Source organism: Streptomyces sp. NPDC034086 (assembly GCF_055575515.1).
In genome coordinates this window covers 1-23,505 of the sequence record NZ_JBVISM010000001.1, presented here as the reverse complement: position 1 = coordinate 23,505, position 23,505 = coordinate 1, and the positions used below count along the sequence as shown (strand labels likewise).

Below are 23,505 nucleotides of genomic sequence, written 5' to 3'. Positions count from 1 at the left end.
GCGGCCGTCAGGCGGTGGCCACCACCACCGGGCCGCCGGCCGGGTCGACCCGCGCCGTCCACCCCGGCGGCAGCCTCAGCGAGCGCGACACCGGCACCCGGCCCGGGTAGCGGCGGCGCCACAGCGGGCGGCCGTCCTGCGACACCTCCACCACCGGGGCGGTCAGCGGTACCGCGGAGCGCAGCAGCAGCGGGCGCCGGGCGGGGGCCGTGAGGCGGTTCGGCGTCACCCACGCGAGCGGGGCCCGGACGAGCAGCGGCGGGCCGGCGTCGGGCCAGGGGGCTCCGGCGAGGCGGGCCAGGACCGGGGCTGCGGCGGCCCGGCCCTCGGCGGCCGCGGTGGCCGCCCGTTCCACGCCGTGCAGGGCGTTGCCGACGGCGAAGACCCCGGGCGTGCCCGTGCGGAAGGCGGCGTCCACGCGGGGTCCGCGGGTGCCCGGGTCCACGGGCACGCCGCCCCGGCGGGCCAGTTCGTGCTCGGGGATCCAGTCGCCGGTGAAGACCACCGTGTCGCAGGCGATGACCCCCGACCGGCCGTCCCGGTGGCGGACCGCCACCGCGGAGAGCCGGCCGCGGCCGCGCAGCTCGCTCACCGTGGTCGCCGTGAGCAGCGGGACCCCCGGGACGGTGGTGCCGCGCGCGTGCTCGGTGAGGACCGCCACGACCTCCGTGCCGGACCGCCGCAGGGTGCGCACCGCGTGGCGGGCCACGGGCTCGGCGCCCACCACCACGGCCCGGCGGCCGACGGGTTGGCCGTGGAGGTGGACCGACTGCTGGAGCTCGCCGGTGGTGAGCACTCCGGCCGGGCGGGTGCCGGGTACCAGCCGGGCGCTGCGGGGGCGTTCCCGGGCGCCGGTGGCGAGGACGACGGCCCGGGCGGTGATCCGTTCCAGCCCCGACGGGCCGGTGGTCTCGAGGGCCAGCGGTCCCGCCCAGCCGGTGGCCGTGACGCCGGTACGGACGACCGCGCCGGCGTCCAGCGCCGCGGCCACCGCCCGGCGTGCGTACGCGGGCCCCGGCAGCCAGGGCAGGGGCGGCCGTCCGAAGCCGCCGTGGTGGCAGTGGCGCGGTACGCCGCCCGCCTCCTCCTCGCGTTCCAGGACCTCGACCCGGCCCGCGCCCGCGGCCGCGGCGCGCGCGGCCAGGGCCAGCCCGGCCGGTCCCGCCCCGACGACCAGCACGTCGACCGTGCGGTCGGTGCGGTTGGTGCGCTCGGTACCGTCGGTCCGGTCCGTACGGCTCATCGGCGGGCCTCCTCGAACAGGGCGCGGACGGCGGCGCCGCAGTGGAAGCCCTGGCAGCGGCCGGCGCGGGCGCGCGTACGGCGCCGGAGTCCGTCGAGGGAGCCGGGCGGGACGGTACCGGCGAGCGCGTCGCGGATCTCCCCGCGGGTCACGCGTTCGCAGTGGCAGACGATCCGGCCGTACTCGGGGTCCGCCGCGATCAGTGCGGCGTCACGGTAGGGACGGCGGAACGCCTCGCCCAGGTTCGGCATCCGCACCGGCTCCGGATCGCGCGGCCCGGCCACCGGCAGACCGCCCTCGGCGAGCAGCTCCACCACGTGGGACGCGATCGCCATGGACGCGGTCAGGCCGGTCGAGCGGATCCCGCCCACGGTGACGTACCGCTGCGCGGGGTGGGCGCGGATCGCGTAGTCCTCGGAGCCGGTGGCGGCCCGCAGTCCCGCGTACACGGCGGTGACCTCCTCCTCCAGGAGCGCGGGCAGGATCCGCCGGCCCCTCTCCCGCAGCAGCGCGATCCCTTCGGCGGTGGACCCGGTGGCGGTCTTGTCGTCCAGGTCCTCGGCCGTCGGCCCGAGCAGCACCTTCCCGTGGACCGTCGGCGTGACCAGGACGCCCTTGCCGAGCGCGCCCGGTACCGGGAGCAGGATGTGCCGGACGAGGCCGCGGGCGAGTTCGTCGAAGACGATCAGCTGGCCGCGCCGGGGCGTCACCGTGAAGTCCGCGTGGCCGAGCAGCCGGTCGACCGCGTCGGCGTGCAGGCCGGCCGCGTTGACCAGGTGGCGGGTGCGCAGGACGCCGCGGCCTGTGTCCAGCAGGTGCGGGTCCGCGGGGGTGACGGACCGGACCGGGCAGTTCAGGTGGAGGTCGACGCCCGCGCGGACGGCCTGCGTGGCGTACGCGAGCGTGGTCGACCAGGGGCAGATGACGGACTCGCCGGGCACGTCGAGCGCCCCGAGCACTCCGGGTCCGAGTTCCGGCTCGCGGGCCCGCGCCTCTTCGGCCGACAGGATCCGGGCCCGGTGGTAGCCGTTGCGCACGGCTTTGTCGGCGAGGCCGGGCAGTGCGGCGCGCTGCTCCTCGTCCCAGGCGACGAGGAGCGCCCCGAGCGGCTCCACCGGGATGCCGCTCTCGGCGGCGTACGCGGCGAGCCGCCGCCCGCCGTCCCTGACCAGCCGGGATTCCAGGGATCCGGGCACCGCGTCGAACCCGGTGTGGAGGATGGCCGTGTTGGCCTTGGAGGTGCCGTCCCCGACGTCGTCGGACGCCTCGACCAGGGCCGTCCGCAGGGGCAGCCGGGCCAGTTCGCGGGCGATGGCGCAGCCCACCACGCCGGCGCCGATGACCGTCACGTCGTACTCCCCGCCGGGCAGGGCGCCGCGGGTGGTGACGCTCATGCGGGGCCGTCGAGCAGGGCGGCGACCGCGGTACGGAACCGGGCGCGGCGTCCGGCGGCCTCGTCCGCCCCGGCCCGGGGCTCGTAGACGGCGGACGGTTTCCACTCGGGGACGGCGTCGCGGACCGTGAGGGTGGGGTCGAGGCCGAGCCGGGCGACCGCGCCGACGCCGAGGGCGGTGGCGTCCGGGAGCGCCGACACCTCGACGGGGATCCGGAGCAGGTCGGCCTGGGCCTGCATGAGCAGGGCGGACCGGGTGAGCCCTCCGTCGACGCGGAGGGAGGTGAGCGGTGCGCCCAGGTCGGCGGCGGCGGCGTCGGCGAGTTCGGCGACCTGGGCGGCGATGCCGTCGCACAGGGCGTGCACCAGGTGTCCGGCGGTGGTGCCGAGGCCGAGTCCGGTGACCGAGCCGCGCAGGTCGCCCCGCCACCAGGGGGCGGCGAGCCCGGCGAGCGCGGGGACGAAGGTGACGCCGCCGGAGTCGGGGACGGTGCCGCCCACGGCGTCGATGTCGGCGGCGCCGGAGATCACGCCGAGGTCGGTGAGCCAGCGTACGGCGGAGGCGGCCGTGTACACCTGGCCGTCGAGGCAGTAGCTGGTCCGTCCGCCGATCCGCCAGGCGACGCAGCCGACCAGACCGGAGGAGCTGCGGCGGGGGTGCGGTCCGGTCTGGGCGAGCAGGAACGCGCCGGTGCCGTAGGTGCACTTGGCGGTGCCGGGGGCGGTGACGCTCTGGGCGAGCAGGGCGGCCTGCTGGTCGACGAGCAGGCCGGTCAGCGGCAGTTCGCGACCGAAGGCGGTGGTGGTGCCGACGCGGGAGTCCGCGTCGACGATCCTCGGCAGGGGTTCGCCGGCGAGGCCGAAGACGTCGAGGGCGGCCTGCGACCAGTCGACGGTGTCGAGATCGAGCAGCTGGGTACGGCCCGCGGTCGCCGCGTCGGTGACGAACTCGCCGGTGAGGCGGTGCACCAGCCAGGCGTCGCTGGTGGTGACGACGCCCCGCCGCGTCAGGTGGCGGCGTATCCAGGCCATCTTGGGCGCGGCGAAGTACGGGTCGAGCGGCAGGCCGGTGCGTTCGCGCAGCAGCTCGGCGTGCGGGGACAGTTCGGTGCACAGCGGTGCGGCGCGCCGGTCCTGCCAGACGAGCGCGTCGGTCAGCGGTTCGCCGCTCGCCGGGTCCCAGGCGAGTACGGTCTCGCCCTGGTTGGCGAGGCCCACGGCCGTGACCGGTTCACCGGCCGCGGCGAGCGCGGCCCGCCCGGCGTCGAGGACCGAGCCCAGCAGTTCGCCCGGGTCCACCTCCACCCGGCCGTCGGGCAGGTACCGGGGCCGTACGGGGGCGGAGGCGGAGCCGATGATCCCGCGCTCGGGACACAGGACGAGGGCCTTGGTTCCCGAGGTGCCTTGGTCCACAGCGAGCACCGGGCCCGTCATCACCACTCCGTCCGTGTTCCGGCAGGTCATCGGTCACGTCCGCGACCGGGTCGGCGATCACGTCAGCCATCGCCGGTCGGAAGCCTTCACCAGGGGAGGTCCCTCGTCAAGATCCTCCCGGGCGCACCGCGGCGGCACGGCCTTTGGACTGACATCCAGTCATGTCCAGCGCCTGGCTTGAAACTTGCGTCCGAAAGGGAATGCGTGTGCGATCGGCCGTACCGCTCTATAGTGATCGCCGGTCAACGGGCGGTAACGGCACCGTCCTCGACCGAACGGCGGGGATCCGCCGGGCAGTTCGCGCATGGTTCACGCATCCCTGGTGCTGGCCCGGCCGCAGTGCGGCTACCGGACGCCGGACGGACCCGACCCGTCCCTCCAGGCGATCCGAGGACCGATGACCACGATGACCGCAGTACGAGCCGGCTCCGGCCGCACGTCGCCCGGGGCGAGGTGATGGCCGGCGGCGATTTCCGGCCCGTCTACCACCCCGCCGGCCTCGACGACGGCCTCCGCGCCGCCGTGCAGGACCTGCGCACGGGCCGCTGGCTGTCGATGGCGCGGCTGCTGGAACGCACGGACGGCTGGGGCCTGTGGACCCAGCGCACCCAGGTCCTCGCCGCGGTCGCGGCCGGCTCCGACGTGGTCCAGGCCTGGAGGGCGGAGCAGCCCACCAGCGTCGCCGCGACCGTGATGCACACCCGGGTCACCGTCGAACGCGCCGTCCGCGCCCACCGCGCGGGCCACCCCCGTACACACGAGCTGTGGCAGGAGGCCTGGCAGGCCTGCCGGACCGCCACCGGCATCAGCCCCGCCGATCCGGTGCCCTGGGTCTGCCTGCTCGCCCTGGCCCTCCTCGACGAACACCGCCGGATGGACGAGCACCGGCTGCCGCCGCCCGGCCCCATGCTGCCCCCCGGGCCCTGGGGCCTCCTCGCGCAGGCCGACGAGCGGGACCCGTACAACCGCGAGGCGTACCACCGGATGCTCCAGTTCATGTACGCGGGCCCGGCCGGGCCGCGGCCGCACTCCGAGGCCGTCAACTTCGCCCGCTGGGCGGTGGGCACGGCTCCGGCGGGGTCCGCCGTGCACCTCCTGCCGCTCTACGTCCACGTCGAGCGCTACCGCCGCGAGGGCGGCCAGGAGCGGGCCCTCGACCTGCACTGGCTCACGGACGACTCCATCCGCGACGCCGTCCACGCCCTGGACGCCTGGTTCCCGTACGCCGACCCGGCGCACGCCTCCCCGCTCGACCTGAACCACCTCGCCCACGCCCTGTGGGGAGCCCACCAGTTCGGCGGGGCGGCCCGGGTGTTCGAGGCGATGGGCGGGTACTGGACCACCCTGCCGTGGGCCCGGCGGACCCGCGACCCCGCCGACCCGGCCCTGGCCGAGGAGGTCTTCCTGCGCGCCAGGTCCCGGAGCCTGGCGGGCCGGGACTGACCCCTCCCCCGCCCTCTGCTCCCGCTCTCCGTCAGCACGCGGCGCCGGCTCCCCCGCCGCGTGTCCGCCGCCCCCGTTCTCCCCCGTCCCCCCTGCTCCACCACTTCGGAGGTACCGCCATGTCGCGCACCGCGCCGACAGCCCGCCCGGGCCACGAGCTCCCGCCCCGCCAGGACGAGGAGGAGCGGCTCAGAGAGCTCGGCTACCAGCCCGTCCTGGCCCGCCGGATGGGCGGCTTCGGCAACTTCGCCATCAGCTTCTCGGTCATATCCGTGCTGTCCGGCTGCATGACCCTGTACGGCTTCGGCCTGGGCACCGGCGGCCCGGCCGTGATGCTGTGGGGCTGGGCCGGCGTCGGCCTGTTCGTCCTCTGCGTGGGCCTCGCCCTGGCCGAGGTGACCAGCGCCTACCCCACCTCCGGGGCGCTCTACTACATGGCCGACCGGCTCGGCGGACGCCGCTGGGGCTGGTACACGGGCTGGCTCAACCTGCTCGGCCTCCTCGGCGCCATCGCCGGCATCGACTACGGCGCCGCCCTGTTCACCGGGGCCTTCCTCAACCTCCAGTTCGGCTTCGTACCCACCCCGGGCTCGACCTTCCTGATCTTCCTGGCGATCCTGCTGCTGCACGCCGTGCTCAACCTCTTCGGCGTCCGTCTCGTCAGCGTGCTCAACTCGATCAGCGTCTGGTGGCACCTGGGCGGCGTCGCCGTGATCGTCGGCGCCCTGGCCCTGGTCCCCGACCGCCACCAGCCGGCCTCGTTCGTCTTCACCGAGTTCGTCAACGACACCGGCTGGGGCAACCCGTTCTACGTGGCGGCGATCGGCCTCCTGCTCGCGCAGTACACCTTCTCCGGCTACGACGCCTCCGCGCACCTCTCGGAGGAGACCTCGAACGCCTCCGTCTCCGCCGCCAAGGGAATCGTCCGGGCCATCTGGGTCTCCTGGCTCGCCGGATTCGCGCTGCTCGCGGGGCTGACCTTCGCCATCCAGGACTACGCGGCCGTCCAGGGCACCGCCACCGGGGTCCCGCCCGCCCAGATCTTCCTCGACGCCCTCGGTTCCGGCGGCGCCACCGCCCTGCTGCTCGTCGTCATCGTCGCGCAGCTGTTCTGCGGCAACGCCGAGGTCGCCGCCGCGAGCCGCATGGTGTTCGCCTTCAGCCGGGACAACGCCCTCCCGGGCTCCTCCCTGTGGCGCCGGGTCAGCAGCCGCAGCCAGACCCCGGTCCCGGCCGTCTGGCTGTCCGTCGCCGCCGCCGGCGTCCTCGCGCTGCCCTCCCTCTACTCGGCCACCGCGTACGGGGCCGTGACCGCCATCAACGTCATCGGCATCACCCCGGCCTACGCCATCCCGGTCTACCTGCGGCTGCGCGCCGGCAAGCGGTTCCGGCCCGGCCCGTGGCACCTGGGCCGCTGGAGCAAGCCGGTCGGCTGGATCGCGGTGGTCTGGGTGGGCCTGGTCACCGTCCTGTTCTGCCTGCCGCAGAAGTCCCCGGTGACGGTCGACTCGATGAACTACGCGGTGATCGCCCTGGTGGTGGTCCTGGCCCTCGCCAGTGCGTGGTGGTACGCCGCCCGGCGCTCGTACGGGACCCCGGCCCCGTACGGCAACGCCCGCGAACAGGCGGACATCGCGGAGGACATCGTCTGATCCGGTGTCCGCCGTCCGCCGGGCGGCGGCGCGGTCGCCTCAGCGGGCGTCCGTCCGCCCTCCCGGGGAGCGGTCCGCCGCGCCCGCCCGGCGGTGGCGGAGGTTGACGGCAGACGCCCTGGCCAGCATCACGGGGTTGAGGAAGCGCAGCGGACCGATCAGGCGGGACGCGAACAGGTGCATGTGCCGCGCCATCGCCTCGTCGCGCGCCGCCGCCGCGAACATGAGCCGCTCCCCCGGATTGAACGGACGGGCCGTGGCGTAGTCGACCGCCAGGGACTGGTGTCCGCGCAGCCGGCGGCGGTGGGTGCGGGCGTACCGCGCGAGCGCCCGGTCGAGGTCGCCGCGGCCGGCCGCCGCGGGGGCGACCGCGTCCGCCAGCCAGGCGGCGGACTGCAGGGCCCACCCGCACCCCACTCCCCACAGCGGATCGCCGGTCAGGGCGGCGTCGCCGACGAGCGCGACGCCGGGTGCGGTGGGCTCGCGCGTGACGAGCGGGTAGTCGACCGTGCCGATGATCTTGCTGACGCGCTCGGCGGAGTCGACGGGCGGCGCCTCGGGCAGGGCCCGCACGAAGGAGAGGAAGCTGCCCTCCAGGTCGTCGCGGAAGGCCGGCAGCCGCTCCTTGCCGGGGAGCACCGCGAGGACCGTCACCCCGTCGTCGTTGGGGAACGCGTACGCCATGTCGGGCTCCAGGAACCAGGCCTGGCCGATCCCGCCGTGCAGCGGCAGGCCGCGGAAGTGCGCGAGGTAGCCGAAGCGCCCGTTCTCGTACTGCCGGGCGGGCACCTCGGCGTACTTCGCCACGGCCGAGTCCTTGCCGTCGGCGCCGACGACGAGCCGGGCCCGGATCTCCCGCTCGCCCCCGGGCGCCTTGACCCGCACCCCCACGGCCCGCCCGGCTTCCCGGACCAGTCCGGCCGCCTGGTGGCCGAGCAGCAGGTCGACGCCCGGGGTCCGGGCGGCGCGGGAGCGGATCAGCGGGTCGAGGGTGCTGCGCCGGACGTTGTACGCGTACGGCAGCGCGGGACCGCCGGGAGCGGCCCTCGGCTCGATCCACCCCCAGCGGGTGTACCAGCGTGCCTCGTTGCGTACGGCCCCGGCCTTCTCGAGCGCGGGCAGGAGTCCGAGTTCGTCCAGCACCGGGTGGGCGTTGGCCGTGAGGGAGTGGGTGCACAGCACCTTGTACGCCGCGGGGTCCGAACGGCGTTCCAGCAGTGCGACGCGGACACCGCGCCGGGCGAGCAGGATCGCCGCGGCACTGCCGGCGAGGCCGGCTCCGCTGATGACGACGTCGTAGTCGTCTCCCGCGCTCTCAGGCTTGGTCATGCGCTGATCGCCCCCTTCGGGGTGTGGTGCGGTCGTGGGAGTGACACGGCGCCCATGTTGTCAGGAACATGGTCAATCCAGCAGGGGTGCCCACGACCGGCCGCCCGTCGCCGGTCACGCGACGGGCGCCTCACCGCCGATCCCCGCGGGAACCGCCCCGCCGACGCCCGCGGGAACCGCCCCGCCGGCCGCGCCGCCCGTCCGCACGGCCCGCCGGCCCCGTCCCGGGGAGGGGGCCGGCTCCGGTCAGGCGCGGACCATGCGGGCGACGGCCCGGGAGGCTTCCTCGACCTTCTCGCGCGCCTTGTCGCCGCCCTCGGCGACGGCGTCGGCGACGCAGGAGTGCAGGTGGTCCTCCAGCATGGTGAGGGCGAAGGACTGCAGGGCCTTGGTGGCGGCGCCGACCTGGGTGAGCACGTCGATGCAGTACGTCCCCTCCTCCACCATGCGCTGGAGGCCGCGCACCTGGCCCTCGATGCGGCGCAGCCGCTTGAGGACGTCGTCCTTGTGCGCGCCGTAGGCGGGGGCGGTGCCGGTGGCGGTGCCACCGCGGTGTGCGGGATGTGCGGTGTAAGCGGGCACGGCGATCGATCCCTTTCCCGTTCGTTCGTCCCTCTCGTCGTGGACCTTGCCAACCCCCGGGGGGTATGCGGTGCGCCGCTCAGTGGGCGTGGCCGCCCGGCTCCTCCGGCGCCGCCGGGGGCGCGGCCGGGGCTGCCGCCGGGACCGCGCCGCCGCCCGCGCTGACCGTGAAGGCCGCCGTGCGCACCTTGCCCTGGTGCTGGAAGTCCAGGAAGAGCCGGTACGTGCCCGCGCTGGGGGCGGTGGCGGTGAAGGAGACGTCCGGGCCGGGGCCGCCCTCGTTGGGGTGGACGTGCAGGTAGGCGAGGTCTCCGTCACGCAGGGCGACCAGGTGGCCGTAGGCGCCGAGGTAGGGCTCGAGGTCGGTGACGGGCTTGCCCTCCTTGCTGACGGTGAGCCTGAGCTCGCCCGGCTTGCCGGGGTCGAGGGTTCCGCCCAGGGCCACCCGGTAACCGTCCACGTCCGCCGTGGCCGCGGCCGGCGGCACCGGCTCCGGGGCGTACGCGCCGGGGACCGCGAGGTCGGCGCCGAGGGTGACGTTCTTCGCGCCGGGCGCGGCGGGCGCGAAGTCGGCGAACGCCTTGTACGCGCCGGCCGCGGGCAGGTCGACCGGCGTCGACCAGGTTCCGTCCGCGGCGCGCACGGGGTGCAGGTGGCGGTAGACCGCGAGGTCGCGGGAGGCCACGATGAAGTGCAGCTCCTTGCCGTGCTCGGTCTTGTACGAGGTGACCTTGCGGCCCTCGGCGTCCTTGACGGAGAAGCGCAGCTCGCCTTGGCCCGCCGCGATCCGGGGGGTGTCCAGGCTGAGCGTGTACCCGTCCTCGGAGACCTGGAGCCCGCCCGCCGCGGGACCCGCGGCCGCCGCCCCGTCGTGGGTCCCGTGCGCGGCGGACCCTTCCGGACCGGCGGGGGCCGGCGCCGCGTGACCGCCGTGTCCGGGCTTGGCCGGCGCGCCCACGGGGCCCACGCCCGCGCCGACGCCGTAGGCGGTGCCGAAGGTCGCCGCCAGCGCGGCGGCGAAAACGGTGATCTTCACTCCGGTGTTCATGGCTGATCTCCCCTACGACGTACGTACCACTGCCGCATCCAGCGGTTTCATAGACGTCACGATACCCCCCAGGGGTATCAAGTCAAGCGGGGCCGGGCACTTGCGATGGATACCTCCGGGGGGTATACCTTGAGCCAGACGGGTACCCCCGGCGGGTACCGGCACGACTGAGTCCGACCAAGGAGAAACACATGTCTTCCTGCTGCACCCCCGAAGGCAGCTGCGGTACGAACGCCGGCGGCACCACCGCCGTGGCCGTGGCCGAAGCCACCGCCACCGTCTACCGCGTGTCCGGCATGTCCTGCGGACACTGCCGGACCGCCATCACCGCGTCCGTCGGCGCGCTCGACGGGGTCCTCTCCGTCGAGGTGGACGTCGACGGCGGCCTGGTGACCGTGACCACCACCGGCGAGCCCGACGACGCCGCGGTCACCGCGGCCGTGGACGACGCCGGTTACGAGCTGACCGGCCGCGCCTGACACCCGGCCCGTCCCACCCGCCCGGCCGCCGGGGCCCGTCCGTCCACGGGCCCCGGCTCCCACCCCGCGCTCGAACGAGGAGCAGCACTCATGACCACCATCACTCCCGGCGCCGCCCAGGTCGAGCTCGCCATCGGCGGCATGACCTGCGCCTCGTGCGCGGCACGCATCGAGAAGAAGCTCAACCGCATGGACGGCGTCGAGGCCACCGTCAACTACGCCACCGAGAAGGCCAAGGTCACCTTCGACGCCGACATCTCCGTCGCGGACCTGATCGCCACCGTCGAGGCCACGGGCTACACCGCGCAGGAGCCGGCGCCGCCGAGCACGGGCGGCGCGCCGGGCGCCGGGACGGAGCAGGAGGAGCACGACGGGCTCGCCCCGCTGCGCCAGCGGCTCGTCACCGCCGCCTCCCTCGCCGTGCCGGTGATCGCGATGGCCATGGTCCCGGCCCTCCAGATCGACTACTGGCAGTGGCTCTCGCTGACCCTGACCGCACCCGTCGTCACGTACGCGGCCTGGCCCTTCCACCGCGCCGCCTGGACGAACGCCCGGCACGGCGCGGCCACCATGGACACCCTGATCTCGGTCGGCACGATCGCCGCGTTCCTGTGGTCGCTGTGGGCCCTGTTCTTCGGCACCGCGGGCACCCCCGGCATGACCCACGCCTTCGAGTTCACCATCGCCCGCACCGACGGCGCGGGCAACATCTACCTGGAGGCGGCCGCCGGCGTCACCGCCTTCATCCTGGCCGGCCGGTACTTCGAGGCCAAGTCCAAGCGCAAGGCCGGCGCGGCCCTCAAGGCACTGCTGGAACTGGGCGCCAAGGAGGTCACGGTGCTGCGCGGCGGCCGCGAGGTCACCGTGCCGACCGCCGAACTCCAGCCCGGGGACCGCTTCCTGGTCCGCCCCGGCGAGAAGATCGCCACCGACGGCACCGTCGTCGAGGGCTCCTCCGCCGTCGACGCCTCCATGCTCACCGGCGAGTCCGTGCCCGTCGAGGTCTCCGTCGGCGACTCCGTCACCGGCGCCACCCTGAACGCGGGCGGCCGCCTCGTCGTCGAGGCCACCCGGGTCGGTTCCGACACCCAGCTCGCCCGGATGGCCAGGCTGGTGGAGGACGCCCAGAACGGCAAGGCCGCCGCCCAGCGGCTCGCCGACAAGATCTCCGCGGTGTTCGTCCCCGTCGTCATCGGACTGGCCCTGGCCACCCTCGGGTTCTGGCTCGGCACCGGATCGGGGCTCGCGTCCGCCTTCACCGCGGCGGTCGCCGTCCTCATCATCGCCTGCCCCTGCGCCCTGGGCCTGGCCACTCCCACCGCCCTCATGGTCGGCACCGGCCGCGGCGCCCAGCTCGGCATCCTGATCAAGGGCCCGGAGGTCCTGGAGAGCACCCGCAAGGTCGACACCATCGTCCTGGACAAGACCGGCACCGTCACCACCGGCCGGATGACCCTGCTCCACGTGCACACCACCGAGGGCACCGACGAGGCCGAGGTGCTGCGCCTCGCCGGAGCGCTGGAGCACGCCTCCGAGCACCCCATCGCGCAGGCGGTCGCCGCCGGCGCCACCGCGCGGGTCGGCGCCCTCCCCGCCCCCGAGGACTTCGCCAACATCCCCGGCCTCGGCGTGCAGGGCGTCGTCGACGGCCACGCCGTGCTCGTCGGCCGCGGCAAGCTGCTCGCCGAGTGGGCGATGGAGCTGCCCCCGCACCTGGAGCGCGCCAAGTCCGAGGCGGAGGCCGCCGGCCGTACCGCGATCGCGGTGGCCTGGGACGGCGAGGCCCGCGCGGTCCTGGAGGTCGCGGACGCGGTCAAGGACACCAGCGCCGAGGCCATCCGCCGGCTGCGCGCCCTCGGCCTCACGCCGATCCTGCTGACCGGCGACAACAAGGCCGTCGCCGAGTCCGTCGCCGCCGAGGTCGGCATCGACGAGGTCATCGCCGAGGTCATGCCCCAGGACAAGGTCGACGTCGTCAAGCGGCTGCAGTCCGAGGGCCGCAGCGTCGCGATGGTCGGCGACGGCGTCAACGACGCGGCCGCCCTCGCCCAGGCCGACCTGGGCCTGGCCATGGGAACCGGCACCGATGCCGCCATCGAGGCCGGCGACCTGACCCTCGTACGCGGCGACCTGCGGGCCGCGGCGGACGCCATCCGGCTCGCCCGCAGGACGCTCGGCACCATCCGCTCGAACCTGTTCTGGGCCTTCGCCTACAACGTGGCCGCCCTGCCGCTCGCCGCGGCCGGACTGCTCAACCCGATGATCGCCGGTGCGGCCATGGCCTTCTCCTCGGTCTTCGTCGTCGGCAACAGCCTGCGCCTGCGCGGCTTCCGGGCCTCCGCCGGCTGAGCGGGCCCCCGCACCCCGCCGCCCCTCCCCCGTACGGTCCGGGTGGAGGGGCGGCCGGCCTCGCTGCCGGCGTCGCGTACCGGGCCGGGGTATCACCCGGGCGAGGTGACGGGCCGTACGATGAGCCGCTCGCGAGGGGGAGGGCCGAGAGGGATGCGCGTACGCCGGCTGGGAGAGCTGGAGGCCGAGATCATGGACCGGGTGTGGCAGTGGGAACGCCCCGCCTCGGTCCGCGAGATCGTCGACGACATAAACCGGCGGCGCAAGGTCGCCTACACCACGGTGATGACCGTGGCGGACATCCTGTACCGCAAGGGCTGGCTGACCCGCGAGAAATCGGGCCGCGCCTGGATCTACGAGGCGGTCCGCAGCCGCGAGGAGTACACGGCGGCGCTGATGCAGGACGCACTCGGCGACAGCCAGGACCGCAGGGCAGCGCTGCTGCGGTTCGTGGAGCGCATGTCCCACGAGGACGTGGAGGCCCTGGACGAGGCCCTGCGCGCCGCCCGCCCCGACCGGCCGGCCGAGGGGCGCGACCGGTGAACCACCACGTCCTGCCGCCCCTCGGACTCGCCCTGATCACCGGCCTGGTGATCCCGTGGCTGCTGGTGCGCGCCCGCTGGGCCCAGCAGGTGCCCCGGATGGGGCTGGCCGCCTGGACCGCGTGCGGGGCCGTCTTCGCCCTGTCCACGGCCATCCTGCCGGCGCAGCTGCTGCTCCCGCCGGAGACCAGCCACCGGCTCATCGACGCGGTCATGACCCTGACCCCGCCCTCCGCCGCCCGGCTGGCGGCGGCCACCGGACGGGAGGCCCTCGCGGCGGCGGCGGCGCTGGCGGTCCTGACGGTACCGGTCACCGGTTTCGTACGGGAACTCGCGCGGGCGCGCCGGGCCCGCGGCCGGCACGCCGAACTGCTGCGCCTCGTCGGCCGGTACGACGCCGGGCTGGGGGTGACCGTACTGGAGGACGCGCGCCCGGCGGTGTACTGCCTGCCCGGGCGTTCGCGTCGGGTGGTGGTGTCCTCGGGGGCCCTGGAGGTCCTGACGGAACGGGAGCTGGCCGCCGCGCTCGCGCACGAACGCGCCCACATCGGCGGCCGCCACCACCTGCTGGTCGCGGCGGCGGGCGCGTACAGCGCGGTCTTCCGCCGGCTTCCGCTGGCGCGGATCGGCGGGCGGACGGTGCCGCTGCTGCTGGAGATGGCGGCCGACGACCGGGCGCTGCGCGGCTGTTCGAGCGACGCGCTGGCCACGGCGCTGTACGCGCTGGCCTCGGGGCGGGCGCCCCGCAGGGCGTTCGCGGCCGGCGGGCCCTCGGCGGCCGTGCGGATGCGGCGCATCCTGGGGCCGCGGCACGCGGGACGCCCGGTGCTGCGGGGGGCGCTGGCGACGGCCGCGGCGGTGTCGGCCGTCGCTCCGCTGGTGATCGCGTGCTGCTGGACCTCCTGATAGCGGATCGTCCCCTTCCCGCCGCTCTCGCTCCCGCCTTCCCGGCCGGCTCCGCCAACCCGGCTATTTACTAAGCCAATTCGTAGATTTCCCGCCGCGCCCGGCCACTCGAATTCCCCGCTATTCTGAGCGCGTGCGGGCGCGGGACCGGTACGGCGAGAGGTGCGGGAAGAATGCTGCTGGCTGACGTGCGTACGGCAGCGCCCGGTGACGCGACGGCGATTTCCCGGCTCCTCGCCGAAGCGATTCGCGACGGCTACGGCGAGGTCCTCGGGGATATCCGGGTGGGCCGCCTGGTGTCGGACCATTGCGCTCTTCCCCGCATAAGAGCGGAAATAGAAATTCCGGGCGGAGCTCCCGCCTGGCTCGGCTGGCTGGTCGCCGCCGACACCGACGGAACCGTCGTGGGGGCGGTCTCGGGCGGTGTGCCGGTCGCCGCCGAGGGCGAGGTCTACGCCCTGTGCGTGGCCCCGGCGCGGCAGCGGCAGGGCGTCGGGACGGCTCTGCTGGAGGCCGCCACCGGCCGGATGCGGGCACACGGGGCGACGTCCCAGCGGATCACCCTGCCCGTCGAACAGGCCCCGGCCGTCCCCTTCTTCGTCCACCACCGCTTCGCCGCGCTCACACCGGTCAGGTTCGGCCGCCCGCTCTGACGGCCGCCCGCCCCCGCCGGGGTGTGGCAGATCCACGCCATCGCGTGTTCACGCAGCCTCCCGCTCTGGCCCCGGGCCTCCTCCGCGCGACAGGATTCCACCAGCGGCGCGGTCCCGGCGGCACGGGAGCCCCGCCCCGGACGGCTGGAACGAGCGACCCCCCTGGAGGAGCGATGCACACCCCGAGCGGCATGTCCCTGTCCGTCCCGCCGGTCGTGCCCGCCCCGTTCGCACCGCTCGCGCCGGCCGCGCGCGCGGCGGCCGGTGCTCCGGCGGCGCACGGCGCGACCGCCGTGCTGCGGCCCGCCGGCTTCCTGCCCGGCCTGGAGTCGGCCGCGCCCGCCGACGAGGACGCGCTCTGGCTGCACGACGCGCTGCTGGGCCCGCACAGCGCGGACATCGTCCGCTACCTGGGCCTCGCGCGCGGTCGCGGCGGCGGCCCGGTCCTGGACCTGGGCTGCGGTGCGGGACGTCTCGCGGTGCCCTTCGCCCGCCAGGGTTTCCGGGTGGAGGCCGTGGACCGGGACGCCGGCAGCCTGGAGCGGCTGCGGGCCTGGGGCCGGCGGATCGGGCCGCAGGTGTCGGGATCGCTGGTCACCACCCTGGCGGACCTGACGGAGCTGCGGCTGCGGGGGACGTACCGGCTGGCCCTGATGGCGGGGACGATGATCTCGGCCGTGCCGCCCCAGGCCCGTCCGGGGCTGCTGCGCGAGATCGCCGCGCACCTGGAGCCCGGCGGCGCGCTCGCCCTGGACTACACGGCACACGGGCTGCGCGGGCTGTCGCGGGACCCCCGGCGGACCTGGGCGTTCCAGGTCCCCCGGTTCGACGGGGTCGAGGAGTGGACGGTCGCCCGTCAGGAGTTCGACCTGGACGCGATGAGCGAGCACATCACCTACCACTGCGTCCGCACGGGCCGGCTGAGCACCGAGCGACTGGTCCTGACCACCCGGAAGTGGATCGTCGATCCGGAGCGCCTGACCGCCGAACTGCGCGGAGCGGGCCTGCGCGTGGAGCGCCGGAGCGCCCACCGTCTCGACGAGCGGACGGAGAGCGTCCTGCTGGTCTGCCGCGCCGACGGCTGACGCGGCGGCGCGGGCCGACGGCGGCGCGGGCCGACGGTCCGGCGGCTCCCGCCCCGCTCCGGCAGGCCGGGCAAGAGGTACGATGCCTCCAAAGGTTTGAGCGGACCAGATCGTGGAGGGTGACGGGCGGGATGATGGCTGTCGTGGAGGGGCCGGCGGGCCGCGAGGCGGTGATCCAGCGCCTCCGCGACGTGGGGCTGCGCGTCACCGGACCGCGGCTCGAGGTGCTGCAAGTGCTGTCGACGGGCGGCCACATGGACGTCGAGTCCCTCACGGCCGCCGCCCGTGAGCGGCTCGGGACCCTGACCAGCCAGGCCGTCTACGAGATGCTGCGGCACTTCCTGGAGACCGGGCTGGCGTCGAAGTTCGACCGCCCGGGCCTGCCGGCCGTCTTCGAGATCTCCGGACCGCCGCACCAGCACGCGCTGTGCGTGCGCTGCGGCCGGGTGGAGAACGTGGAGGCCGAGGTGCCCGAGCCGGCCGGCGAGGCGATCGGCGCGTGGCGGATGACCGGCGCCGAGGTCACCTTCAAGGGGCTGTGCCCCGACTGCCTCGACGCTCCGCGGGACTGACCTCCGGCGCCCGCCGGGCCCGCGCGCCCGGGAAAGCGGGCGCCCGCGGGCCCGGCTCCACCCCACCGGGGCCGCCGCCGCGTGCGCCTGACGCACGGTCACACACTCCCGGGACGCCCTGTGACGCCCGTCACATCCCGTTCGGGGCGACGGGAGCCCTGCCATAGGTATGTGCCAAAGTGTGACTGTCGATTCGTAAGATGAGGGGGTCGCTTCGCGATGGCAACGGGCGACGGCAGGGACGGCATCCGGTCCGCCGACAGGGTGCTGGCCTTCTATCAGGAGCTGCGCCTGCGCGGGGTGTCCGACCCGAACGAGGTCTTCCGGGAGCTCGGACTGACGCCCGAGGAGTACGAGAAGTGGCGCGCCGAGCTGACCTCCCTCGGCCTCGTCGTGCCGACCGGCACCACCCACGCCACCCGCGCCGACCTCCAGTCCGGCGCCTGGGAGCCGGGTCCGGAGGCGGTCACCGTGGTGGACCCCGAGATCGCCCTGCTGCGCATGCTCCAGCGCGAACGCGAGCGGCTGCGCGAGCACCTGGACGAGTCCGACCGGGCGTACAGCGCGCTCGAGACCCTGGTCGGAAGGTTCCTGCGGCCCGGTTCGCTGAACGGTTCCGACGTGGAGGTCGAGATCCTCGACGACTACGGCCGGATCCAGCAGGTGCTGGAGGACATCACGGACGTCATCCGGCACGACCTGACGTCCATGCACGTGACGGCCCTGGTCCGGGAGGTCGCCGACCGGGTGCTGAGCCGTGACCGCCGCCAGATCGACAACGGGGTGCGGATCCGCGCCATCTACCACCAGCGCATCACCACCTCGCCGGAGGCGGTGGAGATGCTCCGCCGCCGGGTGGAGGCCGGGGTGGAGATCCGCCTGTCCCCCGCGGTCCCGATGAACATGATCATCGCGGACCAGCAGTTCGCCGTGCTGCCCGTACACCCCGACGACCGGGCGGCCGGCGCGATCCTCGCCCGCGGCCCCGCCCTGGTCCGCTCCTATCTCGCGCTGTACGAGCACTGCTGGCACGCGGCCACCCCGTACGGCGACGACGTCGCGCCGGAACTGGGCGGTGACGGACTGTCCGAGCAGCAGCGGGCCGCGCTGAAGATGCTCGCCTCGGGCATGAAGGACGAGAAGGTCGCGCGCACGCTCGGGGTGTCCCTGCGGACGGTGAGCCGCATGCTGTCCGAGCTGATGCAGGACATGGGGGCGTCGAGCCGTTTCGAGGCCGGCGTACGCGCTCAGCGGCTCGGCTGGCTGGACTGATTTCACAGGCCACCGATCGGGTGCCACCGGTGGCCGGCGGCTTTACCGGTCCACCCGGAGCGGCAGGCCGAAATACGGCGGAAATACTCCGCTCCCTCTCGACGTGACGCCGCGGGGCACGAAAAAGCCCCACGGCCGCCGAGGGCGGTCGCGGGGCTTCACCGGCACCGAGGGGGCGGGCCGTTCAGTCCCAGCCGTTGTCGTCGGAGCGGAACGGCGAACGGCCGGCACCGGCCGCGGTACGGGCCGGGCGGGCGGAGGCGGCGTGACGGGCGTTCCCGCGGATTCCGGTGGCGTGCGCAGCGGACATGATTTCCTCCAGGGAGTGGGAATACCGATTCCGTCTCCGCGGATCCGTGCCGCCGGTATTCCGTCGAAGACGTCTCCATTCTCGTATGAATTCACCGGCCGGGCCACGCGCCTGTAGCGCGTTTAGGGCGGATCTGGAGTTCATACAGATGTGACACCTGCACACCTTTGGTCAGCTCAAAAGAGCTGTTAGGGTGGCCGTCCGGCCTTCTCGACCCTCCAGGGGAGAGGCGTCGGCGAGGCAGGAGCGTGCCGCCGCTCCTGCCTCACTCGTCCGCGGGCCCCACCGCTCCTCGCGCAGCACGTCCCGGTACACCTCCAGGGTCCGCGCGGCCGCCGCCCGCCAGCTCATGTTCCGGGCGTGCCGCACCGCCGCGCGCCCCATCCCGGCGGCCCCTCCCGGATGTTCGGCGAACCAGCGCAGGCGACGGGCGTACTCCACGGGGTCGTTGCCGCGTACGAGCAGTCCCGTCACCCGGTCCCGCACCGCGGTGGGCAGTCCCCCGACGGCGGAGGCCAGCACGGGGGTCCCGCACGCCTGCGCCTCCAGCGCGACCAGGCCGAAGGACTCGCTGCGCGAGGGCACCATCAGGACGTCCGCCGCCCGGTACCACTGGGCCAGCTCCGCCTGCGGCACCGGCGGGAAGTGGCGCAGTACGTCCGACACCCCCAGCTCCCGCGCCAGTTCCCAGGCCTCGCCGCGCGGCCCGGCCCCCGAGTTCCCGCCGACCACCGGGACGACGGTCCGCCGGCGCAGCCCCGGGACCTCCCGCAGCAGTTCGGCCACCGCACGGACCATCACGTCCGGGCCCTTGAGGGGCTGGATGCGGCCCGCGTACAGGGGGATGAAGGCGTCGGCCGGCAGCCCGAGGCGGGCCCGCGCCGCGGCCCTCCCCCGGCCGGGCCCGAAGGTGCGCAGGTCGACGCCCGGCCGGACGATCTCCGTGCGCCGCTCCTCGGCCCCGTACAGTTCCCGCAGCGCCCGCGCCTCGTCACCGGTGTTGGCGATGAGGCGGTCCGCGGAGCCGACGACCTGGTGCTCGCCGCGGATCCGCAGCTCCGGTTCGGGGGTGTCGCCCTCGGCGAGGGCCCGGTTCTTGACCCGGGCCAGCGTGTGCGCGGTGTGCACCAGCGGGATCCGCCAGCCGGCGGCGGCGATCCGGCCGGCCTGTCCGGAGAGCCAGTAGTGCGAGTGGACCAGGTCGTAGCGCCGCCGCTCCTTGAGCAGTGCCAGCGAGAACGGTACGACCAGGGCGGGCATGTCCTCCTTGGCGAGGGCCGCGCGCGGGCCGGCCTCCAGGTGGCGCACCCGCACTCCGCGGCCGAGCGCGTCCGGGGAGGGCGGGGCTTCTCCCCGGCAGCGGGTGAACAGGTCGACTTCGATGCCCTGTTCGGCGAGGGCGCGGGAGAGCTGGACCATGTAGACGTTCATGCCGCCCGCGTCCCCGGTGCCGGGCTGGTGCAGCGGCGAGGTGTGGACACTGAGCATGGCGACGCGCAGGGACACGTGGAGCTCCTACGGGGAGGGGCCGCGTCCGCCCCGTGCCGCGGCGCGACCGGCGCGCGGTCACGCGGCGGGGAAGGGATTCTGTCGTCTTGCCGTCGCGCGAGGGCGCGAGGGGCACGGGGGGCGCGCATGGTGCTGCTGGTGCGCGCGGTGCGAGTCGTACGTGGTGTGCGGGCCGTTCGGGTGGTCCGGGCGCGGCTCAGAAGCCGAACACCGGGCCCGACGGCGGGGCCAGCCGGGTCCCCGGCGCGGGCGCCACGAGGGCCTCCGCCGACACGGGGCCGCCGGGTGCCGTCTTGAGGGCGGCGGCCAGCCGGTCCGCGCCCTCCGGCATCACCGGCCGCGCCCACGCCGTGAGCGCGCGGGCCACCGCCAACTGCGCGGCCAGCACGGGCAGGTGGCGGCCGCCGGAGGCGGGCCGGTGCGTCTCGTGCGCGTTGACATGGCCGAAGTCGGCCACCGAGCGCACCATCTCGTCGAGCAGGGCCACCGCCCTGCGCGGGTCGAACGCCTCCGGCGAGTAGGCCTCGCGCAGGTCCTCCACCCCCCGCAGCAGCCGCCGCTCCAGCACCTCCCAGCCGGTACCGCCGGGCAGCGCCGCCGGTGCCAGTCCGGCGCACTCCTGGCGGACGGCGGCGAAGAGCCGGGCGAGCCAGTTGTTCCAGCTCTCGTCCAGCTCCCGGCGGGCCGCGGCGAGCCGGTCGGCGTGGAAGGCCGTGCGGCGGCCCAGCGGGCGGGCCTGGAGGACGTGCCGGCGCAGGGTGTCGGAGCCGTACTCGGTGATCAGGTCCAGCGCCCAGGCCTTCTGGCCGGAGCCCTGGACGAGGGCCTCGTCCCCGATGACGTACGCCTCGTTGACGCAGAAGTGCTGCGGCAGTTTCATCCCCCGGGCGAACAGCAGGACCGGCAGCAGCACCGCGTGGCAGAAGGCGTGGCCGAAGCCGCAGAAGTGGACGGCCCGCTCGGGCAGCGGCCGCTCCCCGTGCCCGAAGAGGTGCATGGCCGCCGCCTCGAAGCAGCCGTCGATGCGGTGCTCGGGGAACCCGTCGACGGGGACGGGCAGCCCCCATTCCGCGGGGTGGGACACGGCGATGTCCGGCAGCCCGTCCTCGACGAGCGACTCGCACAGCGCGGCCAGCCTCGGCGGCATGCCGGTGCGGGCCCAGTACTCGGCGAGGGCCTCCCGGTGCGGCTCCAGGGGGATGTAGAGGCGCCGGCAGCGCCGGGGCGGGGCCGGGGAGGCGCACTGGGCGCAGCGCGGCTCCAGCAGGTCGCCACCGTCGTTGGGGCGGGCGCACTCGTGGCACATCCCGCCGTCGCTGACCGCCGCGCAGTGCGGGCAGGTGCCGGTGACGTGCGCGCCGTGGAGCCAGCGTCCGCAGGGCTCGCAGTACGGGGCGAGGCGGGTGCGGGCCGCGATGACCCCGTCCGCGTACAACTGCCGGAAGAGGGCCGTCAGCCAGCTCCCGTAGCCCCTGTCCTGGCGGGGGCGCACGATGTGGTCGAACTCGACGCCCGAGCGCAGCCAGTCCGACGTGATCGCGGCGCGGTATCCCTCGGCGACCTCCTCCGGCTTGCGGCCCGCGCGGAGCGCGCGGACGTGGACGGAGCTGGCGTGGTCGGCGGTGCCCGTGGTGAACCGGACGGGTTCGCCCTCGGCCCTCAGGTAGCGGGCGAGCACGTCGGCGGCGACGTACGGTCCTGCGAGATGGCCGACGTGCAGTTCGCCGTGGGTGGCCGGCGGGGTCGCGGTGATCCAGACGGGGGTGCTCATGGGACCTCCTTGACGCTGTGGTGCGAAGGACGCAGCGAGGCTCGGAACGGAAGGAAGCGGGGTGCCCAGCCAAGACTGACAGAGAAACGAACCGCGCGGTCTGGTATGGGCTTGCGCGTTCGCGCCGTTGCGTGGACACGCCAGCGGAGCCGGTCCGGCCCGGCGGACCGGCTCCGGCGCCGCGTCGTCCAGGGGCGCCGGAGCCGGTCCGTACCACCCCGGTCGGCGGTCCGCCCGGGGAAGCGGTCGCCCGCGCGTGGCGTAGAGGTGACATGTCGCGAGTACGCCAAAGGAGCCTCCTTGCGGCCCACGCCCGGGCCCAACAGGCTGATCACATGGAACACTTCGCGACCGATCGCCCAGACCGCAGCGCCCCCGAGTCCCTGCTGGTCGTGGCCGCGCACCCGGACGACATCGAGTTCTGCGTCAGCGGGACGGTCATGCGGTGGATCGCGCAGGGCACCTCACGGGTCACGTACTGCATCGTCACCGACGGCGGCGCGGGCGGATACGACGAGCGGCTCCCGCGCCAGGCCATGGGGGACCTGCGCCGCGCCGAACAGGTGCACTCGGCCAAGCGCAGCGGCGTCGACGACGTACGTTTCCTCGGCTACCCCGACAGCTACGTCGAGGCGAGCGTGGAACTGCGGCGCGACCTGTGCCGGGTGATCCGGCAGGTGCGCCCGCAGCGGGCGGTGATACCGAGTCCGGAGATCAACTGGGGCCGGGTGGCCGATCTGCACCCCGACCACCGGGCGGTGGGCGAGGCCGCCCTGCGGGCCGTCTACCCCGAGGCGCGCAATCCGTTCGCGCACCCCTCGCTCCTGAAGGAGGAGGGCCTCGAGCCGTGGATCGTGCCGGAGCTGTGGCTGATGACGGGACCGACGCCCAACCAGTACGTCGACGTCACCCCCGTCTTCGACCGCAAGGTGGAGGCCCTGCGCATCCACACCTCGCAGACCGCGCACTTCGACGACCTGGCCGGGCTGCTGCGAGAGTGGCTGGGCGAGCACGCCCGGGCGGCGGGGCTTCCCGCGGGCCGGATGGCCGAGGCCTTCCAGGTCGTCACCATCGAGTGACAGCGCGGTCCCGCGCCCCGGCCGGGTCCCGTCCGCCGTCTGGGCGGACGGGACCCGGCCCGCGTGCTGTCCGGGGTCACCGGTAGATGAGCAGTTCCGCCTCGGCCGCGCCCGACAGTTCGTAGCGGGTCGCGACCAGGGGGCGGCCGGAGTAGAGACGGATCAGCGTCGGCGCGTCCCCGCGGAAGCGGGCGGAGGGGCGGCCGGGCACCTCGTTGCCCAGGACCAGGGGCCCTTCGCGGCCGCCGAGGTGGGCGACCAGCCGGGGCGTCTCCCGCGCGCGGCTGGCGGTGCGCAGCAGGGGCAGCGCCAGCGGGAGGCTGGCGCCGGCGTACGCGCCCGGCTCGCCGAACGCCGCGCGGACGTCGCCCGCGTGGATCCACTCCCCCAGCGCCACCGCGTCGAGGGTGCCGTCGCCCGCGGCGATGACCGGCCCGGCCTCGGTGAGGCCGCGTTCCAGCTCGTCCACGATCCGTGCCACGGGCCAGTGCCCGCGCTCGGCCACGTCGGCGGCGTTGGCGGCGGGCAGGAAGACCCCTTCCTCCAGGCGGCCCTCCACGATGCGGATCAGGGCGGCCGCGCAGTGCGCGAGGACGTCCCGGGCGGTCCAGCCCGGGCAGGCGGTGCGGAGCCCGTACGCGTCCTCGGGCGTACGGCGCAACAGGGGCACCAGCGCGTCGCGTTCGGTGCGCAGCAGCCGGTCCGGGAGCCAGGGGTCGCGGACTTCCGCGCCCGGGGTGTCCAGGGTGTCCACGGCGCGGATCAGTAGCGGTAGTGGTCGGGCTTGTACGGGCCCTCGACCTTGACGCCGATGTACGCGGCCTGCTCCGGACGCAGGGTGGTGAGCTTGACGC

General features: G+C 74.9%; 22 protein-coding genes. 11 read left to right on the top strand and 11 right to left on the bottom strand.

Features of this window, described 5'->3' with window-relative positions; translation table 11 throughout:
- Positions 1-7 precede the first annotated feature (7 nt).
- From ACZ514_RS00110 to ACZ514_RS00100, 3 genes are read right to left on the bottom strand one after another with little or no spacing between them, the layout of a single operon-like run.
- The gene (locus ACZ514_RS00110) at positions 8-1,243 is read right to left on the bottom strand and encodes an NAD(P)/FAD-dependent oxidoreductase (RefSeq protein ID WP_469123681.1); all 1,236 of its coding nucleotides are present in this window, start codon (positions 1,241-1,243) and stop codon (positions 8-10) included.
- The gene (locus tag ACZ514_RS00105; RefSeq protein ID WP_468698344.1) at positions 1,240-2,637 is read right to left on the bottom strand and encodes an FAD-dependent oxidoreductase; all 1,398 of its coding nucleotides are present in this window, start codon (positions 2,635-2,637) and stop codon (positions 1,240-1,242) included. Before ACZ514_RS00105 ends, ACZ514_RS00110 begins: the two co-directional genes overlap by 4 nt.
- Positions 2,634-4,070 (bottom strand): FGGY family carbohydrate kinase, encoded by a 1,437-nt coding sequence (locus ACZ514_RS00100; protein ID WP_469123680.1) that lies wholly within the window; start codon positions 4,068-4,070, stop codon positions 2,634-2,636. The genes ACZ514_RS00105 and ACZ514_RS00100 overlap by 4 nt, the downstream gene beginning before the upstream one ends.
- Positions 4,071-4,526: 456 nt before the next feature.
- On the opposite strand from ACZ514_RS00100, the gene ACZ514_RS00095 reads away from it, so the two are divergent.
- Together ACZ514_RS00095 and ACZ514_RS00090 are read left to right on the top strand one after the other, a co-directional pair.
- On the top strand, positions 4,527-5,513 hold the full coding sequence (locus ACZ514_RS00095; RefSeq protein WP_468174033.1) for a hypothetical protein: 987 nt from the start codon (positions 4,527-4,529) through the stop codon (positions 5,511-5,513).
- A 119-nt stretch (positions 5,514-5,632) separates the two neighbouring features.
- Positions 5,633-7,165: an amino acid permease gene (locus tag ACZ514_RS00090; RefSeq protein ID WP_468174035.1), complete on the top strand. Its 1,533-nt coding sequence runs from the start codon at positions 5,633-5,635 to the stop codon at positions 7,163-7,165.
- 39 nt (positions 7,166-7,204) lie between these two features.
- Here ACZ514_RS00090 and ACZ514_RS00085 read toward each other — a convergent pair whose 3' ends face one another.
- The 3 genes from ACZ514_RS00085 to ACZ514_RS00075 form a co-directional block, all read right to left on the bottom strand.
- Complete coding sequence (locus ACZ514_RS00085; protein ID WP_469123679.1) at positions 7,205-8,494, bottom strand: NAD(P)/FAD-dependent oxidoreductase; 1,290 nt, start codon at positions 8,492-8,494, stop codon at positions 7,205-7,207.
- Between the two features lie 246 nt (positions 8,495-8,740).
- Positions 8,741-9,076 (bottom strand): metal-sensitive transcriptional regulator, encoded by a 336-nt coding sequence (locus ACZ514_RS00080; protein ID WP_468174039.1) that lies wholly within the window; start codon positions 9,074-9,076, stop codon positions 8,741-8,743.
- Positions 9,077-9,155: 79 nt separating this feature from the next.
- The gene (locus tag ACZ514_RS00075) at positions 9,156-10,124 is read right to left on the bottom strand and encodes a hypothetical protein (RefSeq protein WP_469123678.1); all 969 of its coding nucleotides are present in this window, start codon (positions 10,122-10,124) and stop codon (positions 9,156-9,158) included.
- A 191-nt stretch (positions 10,125-10,315) separates the two neighbouring features.
- Between ACZ514_RS00075 and ACZ514_RS00070 the strand changes: the two genes are divergently transcribed.
- The 8 genes from ACZ514_RS00070 to ACZ514_RS00035 all read left to right on the top strand — a co-directional run bounded on the left by ACZ514_RS00070 (position 10,316) and on the right by ACZ514_RS00035 (position 17,982).
- On the top strand, positions 10,316-10,603 hold the full coding sequence (locus tag ACZ514_RS00070) for a cation transporter (RefSeq protein ID WP_468174043.1): 288 nt from the start codon (positions 10,316-10,318) through the stop codon (positions 10,601-10,603).
- Between the two features lie 90 nt (positions 10,604-10,693).
- The gene (locus ACZ514_RS00065; protein ID WP_469123677.1) at positions 10,694-12,952 is read left to right on the top strand and encodes a heavy metal translocating P-type ATPase; all 2,259 of its coding nucleotides are present in this window, start codon (positions 10,694-10,696) and stop codon (positions 12,950-12,952) included.
- 153 nt (positions 12,953-13,105) lie between these two features.
- Positions 13,106-13,495 carry a BlaI/MecI/CopY family transcriptional regulator gene (locus ACZ514_RS00060; RefSeq protein ID WP_468174047.1) on the top strand — a complete coding sequence of 130 codons (390 nt, stop codon included), beginning with the start codon at positions 13,106-13,108 and terminating at the stop codon, positions 13,493-13,495.
- A complete protein-coding gene (locus ACZ514_RS00055; RefSeq protein ID WP_468174049.1) occupies positions 13,492-14,400 on the top strand; it encodes a M56 family metallopeptidase in 909 nt (302 codons plus the stop codon). Before ACZ514_RS00060 ends, ACZ514_RS00055 begins: the two co-directional genes overlap by 4 nt.
- 173 nt (positions 14,401-14,573) lie before the next feature.
- A complete protein-coding gene (locus ACZ514_RS00050) occupies positions 14,574-15,053 on the top strand; it encodes a GNAT family N-acetyltransferase (RefSeq protein ID WP_468174051.1) in 480 nt (159 codons plus the stop codon).
- 173 nt (positions 15,054-15,226) lie between these two features.
- Positions 15,227-16,138 carry a class I SAM-dependent methyltransferase gene (locus tag ACZ514_RS00045; RefSeq protein WP_468174053.1) on the top strand — a complete coding sequence of 304 codons (912 nt, stop codon included), beginning with the start codon at positions 15,227-15,229 and terminating at the stop codon, positions 16,136-16,138.
- Between the two features lie 131 nt (positions 16,139-16,269).
- Positions 16,270-16,710: a Fur family transcriptional regulator gene (locus ACZ514_RS00040; protein WP_468174055.1), complete on the top strand. Its 441-nt coding sequence runs from the start codon at positions 16,270-16,272 to the stop codon at positions 16,708-16,710.
- 219 nt (positions 16,711-16,929) lie between these two features.
- Entirely contained in the window at positions 16,930-17,982 is a 1,053-nt protein-coding gene (locus ACZ514_RS00035; protein WP_468174058.1) for a helix-turn-helix transcriptional regulator, read from the top strand.
- A gap of 184 nt (positions 17,983-18,166) precedes the next feature.
- On the opposite strand, the gene ACZ514_RS00030 is transcribed toward ACZ514_RS00035, so the two are convergent.
- The 3 genes from ACZ514_RS00030 to ACZ514_RS00020 all read right to left on the bottom strand — a co-directional run bounded on the left by ACZ514_RS00030 (position 18,167) and on the right by ACZ514_RS00020 (position 21,572).
- Positions 18,167-18,292 carry a hypothetical protein gene (locus ACZ514_RS00030; RefSeq protein ID WP_468174060.1) on the bottom strand — a complete coding sequence of 42 codons (126 nt, stop codon included), beginning with the start codon at positions 18,290-18,292 and terminating at the stop codon, positions 18,167-18,169.
- A gap of 171 nt (positions 18,293-18,463) precedes the next feature.
- Complete coding sequence (gene mshA, locus ACZ514_RS00025) at positions 18,464-19,780, bottom strand: D-inositol-3-phosphate glycosyltransferase (protein ID WP_469124168.1); 1,317 nt, start codon at positions 19,778-19,780, stop codon at positions 18,464-18,466.
- A 217-nt stretch (positions 19,781-19,997) separates the two neighbouring features.
- Complete coding sequence (locus tag ACZ514_RS00020; RefSeq protein ID WP_469123676.1) at positions 19,998-21,572, bottom strand: class I tRNA ligase family protein; 1,575 nt, start codon at positions 21,570-21,572, stop codon at positions 19,998-20,000.
- Positions 21,573-21,907: 335 nt separating this feature from the next.
- Here ACZ514_RS00020 and ACZ514_RS00015 point away from each other — a divergent pair, with 335 nt between their 5' ends.
- Positions 21,908-22,651, top strand: a complete 744-nt coding sequence (locus tag ACZ514_RS00015) for a PIG-L deacetylase family protein (RefSeq protein WP_468174064.1) — start codon at positions 21,908-21,910, stop codon at positions 22,649-22,651.
- Positions 22,652-22,727: 76 nt separating this feature from the next.
- Here the strand turns inward: ACZ514_RS00015 and ACZ514_RS00010 are convergent, their stop codons facing one another.
- Positions 22,728-23,405: a maleylpyruvate isomerase family mycothiol-dependent enzyme gene (locus ACZ514_RS00010; protein ID WP_469123675.1), complete on the bottom strand. Its 678-nt coding sequence runs from the start codon at positions 23,403-23,405 to the stop codon at positions 22,728-22,730.
- An 8-nt stretch (positions 23,406-23,413) separates the two neighbouring features.
- Positions 23,414-23,505: adenosylhomocysteinase (locus tag ACZ514_RS00005; protein ID WP_399279836.1), on the bottom strand; the 92-nt coding region annotated here is incomplete at its 5' end.